Consider the following 6,000-nt stretch of genomic DNA (forward strand, 5'->3'; position numbering starts at 1 on the left):
TTTTGTGCTTATTTAGACTCCTATTTTTGTTGTTTTCGTTCTGATTCCGCCCTAAATCACCACTCTAATAGCTTTTGTACTGCAGCTTCAACAAGGTTGTGAGTATTTTAAGTATTTAAGGTATTTGCAGGGTTCATAACATTTTGTACTTCAGTTGCTTAAGAGGTCATAGTAATAGGTTTTATAAGCAGGTTAATAGGTTTCATAAGCTAAGTAATAGGTCTTATAAGCTGAGTAATAGGTTTCATAAGCGCAAGTAATAGCTTTGATAAGCTCATTAATAGCCTTTACTGGTGGCTCTATTAGTTCTCCGTTCTGATCTAACTAATAGGTTTTATAAGTCGCTTTGGCTGCTGGCTTAACTCCAAGCTACTTCCGCCATCACTCAACTAATAGCTTTCATAAGCCTAACTAATAGCTTTTATAAGTCTCGTGAAAAGCTCGCGCTCATCTAACTAATAGATTTCATAAGTCTAAGTAATAGCTTTTATAAGCCACTCAGCTCTGCTCCTTACCCCATGCTGATAGAGATAGAGATCGAATTCGTCTCTATTACTTTCCAGTTTAAGCCGTATGTTTGCTATGTATCCTTTACCAGAGTAGTTATGGCCGCGCCCGAGTCCACCGTCCCAATTGAAATCCGGCAGCACAACGCGCTGACGACGGCGCGCTACGAGATGAGCGCCTGCGAGATGGACATCGTGTTCTCCCTGCTCTCCAAGCTCACCAAGCAGGACAAGGCCGGCACCATCTATGAGATTCGGGTGCAGGAGCTGATGGAGATGACCGGCCGCACCTGGAACTACAAGCAACTGCTCGAATCCACCGAGAATCTCAACAGCCGCGTCTACCACATCGAAAACGGTAAGACCTTGCTACAAGTGAGTCTCTTGGCCTCGGCGCTGTACCGTAAGGGGGAAGGCACCATTGAACTGGAAATATCCGAGCGCATGCGGCCCTTCCTGATTGATCTGAAAAGCAACTTCACGTCTTACCGCCTGCAAGCCGCTTTCAGTCTGAGCAGCAAGTACGCCAAGCGCATCTACCAGCTGGCTTCGCAGTGGAAGGACATCGGGGAAACCAAAACCTATTCCCTCGATGAGTTTAAGGCTATGCTTAAGCTCAAAGACCCCGCCGGCAAGGAGCCCGAGCAGTATGCTCAGATTTCAGCCCTGCAGAAGTACGTGCTCGACGTGGCCACGAATCAGATCAACGAGCACACGGACCTGCGCATTAAGTATGAGTTGCTCAAGAAGGGCCGCTCCTACCAGAGCATCAAGTTTTACGTCAACACCCAAGTACCCCAGCAGCTGCCCATTCCCTTCGAGCTGGAGGCCGACGATGCCAAGGTGCAGCTGGCGCGGAAGCACCTGGACACACTGGGCATTGCCGAGCCCAAGCTGGTGCAGGAGATACTGCAATCCGCCAAGCACGTGGATGCCCTATTTGCCTTTGTGTATAAGTTGAAGACCGATAAAATCAAGGCTACCAAAAACCCAGGGGGGCTGTTCCTGAAAATGCAGGGACTGCGCTAAGCAGTGCGGCCCTTTTGCCCGCACAGGTCCAGCTGGTTGAAGCTGAGCTCCCGGAGCTGCTGCTTCATTTAAGCTACTTGGCAGCACTACAATCATCGGCTTGCCCTAAATGATTTTGGGCCAGTAAAAAGCCCTGGCTGATATCAGCCAGGGCTTTGAGAGGAATGGAAATTAACGCGCTAGCTTTTCCAATGCTGCCTTGAACTCCGGCGTGTCGTACTCGGCCATGCCGTCGTGGCGAGCGGCTACCTGCCCGTCCGGGCCCAGGATAACCGTGGACGGAATCGAGTTAGAATCAAAGGGGGGCACAAGGGGGCCGGCCGGGAAATACACCGGGAAGGTGTAGCCCTGGCGCTTGAGCATGGCCTGGGCCTTGGCCGGGTTCTCATCCAGCGAAATCATCACGAAAGCCACCTTCTTGGGGTCCATCTTCTTGTACAGAGCGTGAATGCCTGGCATTTCGGCCACGCAGGGCGGACACCAGCTGGCCCACAGGTTGACGAACACCACTTTGCCTTTCAGGTCACTCAGGTTGACGTGTTTGCCATCAGGGGTCAGTAGCGGCAAATTATGGGGGTAAACGCTACTGCTAGTTGATGAAACGGGCGTGGCAACGGGGGCCGCCGCTGGGGCTGGCACGTCCGCTTTCCACAGGCCCGTGGCCAGCAAGCCGCGCTGAATGCCACCCAATACCGGAGTGCGCAATGGGGTGAACAATACGAGGGCAAACAGGGCCAGAGGCAGCCACTGCAACAGGGATTTACGATTCATTGTCAGGGAATTTATGTCAGCAACAACAAACAAATGAAAAAACATTCATATATCAGACTCCGGCGGGCTTACCCTTGGCAACCGTGACGGGCTGCCCATCGGCCACCTGCTCCGCGGCTTCACGCACCAGCTCATCGCCGGGCGCCAGCGGGCCGAATACCACCACCGTGTCGCGGCTCAGCAGCTGGCCCTTGCGCACGGGCACCCACTGGGCCCGCCCCTGCTGCACGCGCACCACCTGGGCCTGCTTGGGCGCATCGGGGGCAGCAAACACGGCCGAAGTCGGTACGGCCACGGCTTTCGCATCGGTGGGCAGCGCCACCATTACCTGGGCGTACATCCCCGCCTTCAGGCGGCCGTCCGCGTTGGGCACATCCATCTCTACCAGTTCCGAGCGCACGGTCTGGCTCAGGCGGCTGGCGTTGCGGCGGAACACACCGGTAAAAGTCCGGCCGGGAAAGGCCGGCACCGTGAAAGGCACCGAGGCGCCGGGCTGCAGCCACTGGCTGGCCGCGGCCTCGGGCACGGCCACTTCCAAGCGCAGGGTGCGGCTGTTCTCCAGCGAAAACATCGGCGCGGCCGGCTGGCCCCCACCCGGCCCCACCAGGGCGCCGGCCGATACATTGCGGGCCGTGATGGTGCCGCTAAAGGGGGCACGCACCACCAGGTAGTTGCTCAGTTCCCGGCTGGCCTGCAGCTCAGAGTAGGCAGCCTGCACATTGGCCTGATCGGCCTGCATTTCGGCGCGAGCCCGCTCCAGGTCGTTGGGCGAGATGGTGCCCGGCTCCTGGCTGGTGCGCAGCAGGCGTTCGTAGCTGGCTTTAGTGCCGGAAAGCTTGGCCTGCGCGGCCTGCCAGCGCGAGCGGGCGCGGGCCAGCTGGGCCGCCAGCTCCGGGGCTTCGAGTACGGCCAGCGTCTGGCCCTTGGTTACCCGCGAGCCGCGGTCCACCAGCACCCGCTGCACGAAAGCTCCTACGCGGGGGAAAAGGTCGACCTGCTCATAGGGCTTGAGCTCGGCGGGCAAGCGCAGCCGGCGCACGGCCGGGGCGGTGGTCAGCCGAAAGGTAGTAACAGCGGCCGGGGCGGTGGGGGAGGGTTTTTCAGCGGCAGGCTCCGAAGCGCCGGACGAGCAGCTGCCCAGCGCGCCGCTCAGCAGCAGGCCAGCCGCCAGTAAGGAGGAATGTCTGGGTAAACGGGCAAGCAGTTTTAGGAAGGCATTCATAGAGACTCAGGAGGAAAAGAGGAAAAGATTAAGCCGCCTGCCGGGTGCGGGCGGGCAGCAGGGAGCCAGAGGCGTAGCCGACCCGGCGCATGGCCCAGCCAAACACGTGGGGCAAGACCAGCAGCGAGGCCAGCGTAGAGGCAATCAGCCCGCCGATGACGGCCTGGCCCAGCGGGGCAATCTGGTCGCCGCCCTCGCCCAGACCCGAGGCCATCGGCAGCATACCGGCCAGCATGGCAATGCTGGTCATCAGGATGGGCCGGATGCGGGTGTCGGCGGCCAGGCGCGCGGCCAGCGGCACGTCGCGGTGCTCGTGGCGCAGGTGCTCGGCGCTGGTGATGAGCAGGATGGCGTTGGCCACCGACACGCCCACGCTCATAATCATGCCCATGTAGGATTGCAGGTTGAGTGTGGCCCCACAAGCCAGCAGCATCAGCAGGGAGCCCGCCACCACGGCCGGCACCACCGAGAGCACCACCAGCGAGAGGCGGAACGACTGGAAGTTGGCCGCCAGCAGCAGGAAAATGACCACGATGGCCATGCCGAGGCCCGTCTGCAGGCTGCTCATGGTGTCTTCGAGTAGCTGGGGCTGGCCCACGAGGTTGGCCACTACACCTCGGGGCGGCTCGCCTACTTGCCGCAGGGCCTTGCGCACGGCTTGGGCGGCGGTGCCCAGGTCCCGGCCCTGCACGTTGGCGGTGATGCTGACCAGCCGGTACGGACCCTGTCGGTCAATCTGGCCGGGCATCATGCGCGCCGACACCGTGGCCACTTCCCCGATGGTGGGACGGGCCTGCCCGGCCTTGACGGGCAGCGCCTCCAGATCCTGCAGTTGGGTAAGCTGGTCCTCGGGCAGCTGCACCTGCATCTGGTAGCCCAGGCCGGATTTGGGGTCGAGCCAGAGGTTTTTGCTGGTGAAGCGCGAAGAGGACGTGGCTGCCACCACCGACTGGGTGATTTCCTGGCTGGTGAGCCCAAACTGGGCCGCCCGCTCCCGGTCCACGTCGATGCGCAGGGCCGGGTACTGCAGGGGCTGGGCAATCTGCACGTCACGCAGGAAGGGAATCCGCTTGAGCTCGGCCAGCACCTTGCCGGCGTGGCCGGCGGCTTCCTTCAGGTTTTTGCCGCCCACGTTCACCTGAATGGGCGTGGGTGCCCCGTCGCTCATCACCTTTTCCACCAGCTCAATCGGCTCGAAGCTTAGTTGTAAGCCCGGCTGCGCGGCGTGGATGCGTTTCCGTAACCGCTCCTTGAGCTGGCTCAGGTTCACGTGCACGCCCTCTTTCAGGGCCACCTGCATCAGGGCCTCGTGGGGACCGGTGGTGAAGACGAACACCGAGTTGACCGCGAAGCTGGCCGGCTGGGTGCCCACGAAGGTGGAGGAGATTTCCACGTTGTCGGGGCCGACTTCCTCGTTGATCAGGGCCTGCACGGCCGCCACCGTCTGCTCGGTTTTTTCTAGGCGGGTGCCTACCTTCTCGCGCAGCCGTAGCTGAAACTGCCCGCTGTTGGCCTGGGGGAAAATATCGGTGCCGATGAAGGCAACCCCCGCTCCTACCACGACCAGTGACAAGACTAGGTAGCCCAGCACCACGCCGCGTTGGCGGCCCTGGGCCCGCCGGAGCAGGCGCTGGTAGGCGGCCTGGAAGCGGGCGAAGAAACCGGTTTGTTCAGCCGGCTCGTCGTGGCCATGCATCCCGTGGCCATGCATCCCGTGGCCGGTGGCCGGGGCGTGGTCTTTCATAAGCCAGTTGGCCATCACCGGCACCAAGGTCTGCGAGAGCAGAAACGAGGCTACCATGGCAAAACCCACGGCCAGCGACAGGGGCAGGAACATGGCGCGCGGCACGCCTTCCATGATGAGGGCAGGCGCAAACACGGCCAGGATGCAGAGCAGAATCAGCAGCTTGGGCAAGGCGATTTCGCGGGCCGCATCCCAGATGGCCTGGGCCTTGGGTTTGCCGCGCTCCAGGTGCTGGTGAATGTTTTCAATCGTCACCGTGGCTTCGTCCACCAGCACGCCGATGGCCAGCGCCAGCCCCGACAGGGTCATGATGTTGAGCGTCTGTCCGAAGAGCTTAAGCAGAATCACGGCCGACAAGACCGAGAGCGGAATGGTCGTCACTACAATCACCACGCTGCGCCAGTCGCGCAAAAACAGCAGCACCATCAGTCCAGTAAGCACCGCCCCCAGGATACCTTCGGTCACGAGGCTTTTGAGCGAGTTGGCCACGTAGGTGCTTTGGTCAAAGGCGTAGCTGAGCTTCACGTCCTCGGGCAGCAGGGCCCGCAGGGTGGGCAGCTTGTCCTTGACCTGCTGTACCACTTTGAGGGTAGAGGCATCAGCCTTTTTGATGACCGGCATGTAAATGGCCCGCTTGCCGTTGATGACGGCGTAGCCCGTCGTTACGTCGGCAGCGTCTTCCACCGTGGCCACGTCGCGCAGGTACACGCCCGGGCCGGCGCCGGTGC

General features: G+C 60.6%; 4 protein-coding genes. 1 reads left to right on the forward strand and 3 read right to left on the reverse strand.

Going from position 1 to position 6,000, the window contains the following annotated elements; genetic code table 11:
* The first annotated feature begins 605 nt into the window (after positions 1 to 605).
* Complete coding sequence (locus FDY95_RS25535; RefSeq protein WP_138082513.1) at positions 606 to 1,535, forward strand: replication initiation protein; 930 nt, start codon at positions 606 to 608, stop codon at positions 1,533 to 1,535.
* A gap of 171 nt (positions 1,536 to 1,706) precedes the next feature.
* Here FDY95_RS25535 and FDY95_RS25540 read toward each other — a convergent pair whose 3' ends face one another.
* The 3 genes from FDY95_RS25540 to FDY95_RS25550 form a co-directional block, all read right to left on the reverse strand.
* Positions 1,707 to 2,351, reverse strand: a complete 645-nt coding sequence (locus FDY95_RS25540; protein ID WP_317129520.1) for a TlpA family protein disulfide reductase — start codon at positions 2,349 to 2,351, stop codon at positions 1,707 to 1,709.
* 7 nt (positions 2,352 to 2,358) lie between these two features.
* Positions 2,359 to 3,528, reverse strand: a complete 1,170-nt coding sequence (locus FDY95_RS25545) for an efflux RND transporter periplasmic adaptor subunit (protein WP_138082515.1) — start codon at positions 3,526 to 3,528, stop codon at positions 2,359 to 2,361.
* Between the two features lie 28 nt (positions 3,529 to 3,556).
* The coding region (locus FDY95_RS25550) for an efflux RND transporter permease subunit (protein ID WP_138082517.1) at positions 3,557 to 6,000 on the reverse strand (2,444 nt) is incomplete at its 5' end.

The sequence above is a fragment of the Hymenobacter jeollabukensis genome, from assembly GCF_005771675.1.
GTDB classification, from domain to species: domain Bacteria; phylum Bacteroidota; class Bacteroidia; order Cytophagales; family Hymenobacteraceae; genus Solirubrum; species Solirubrum jeollabukense.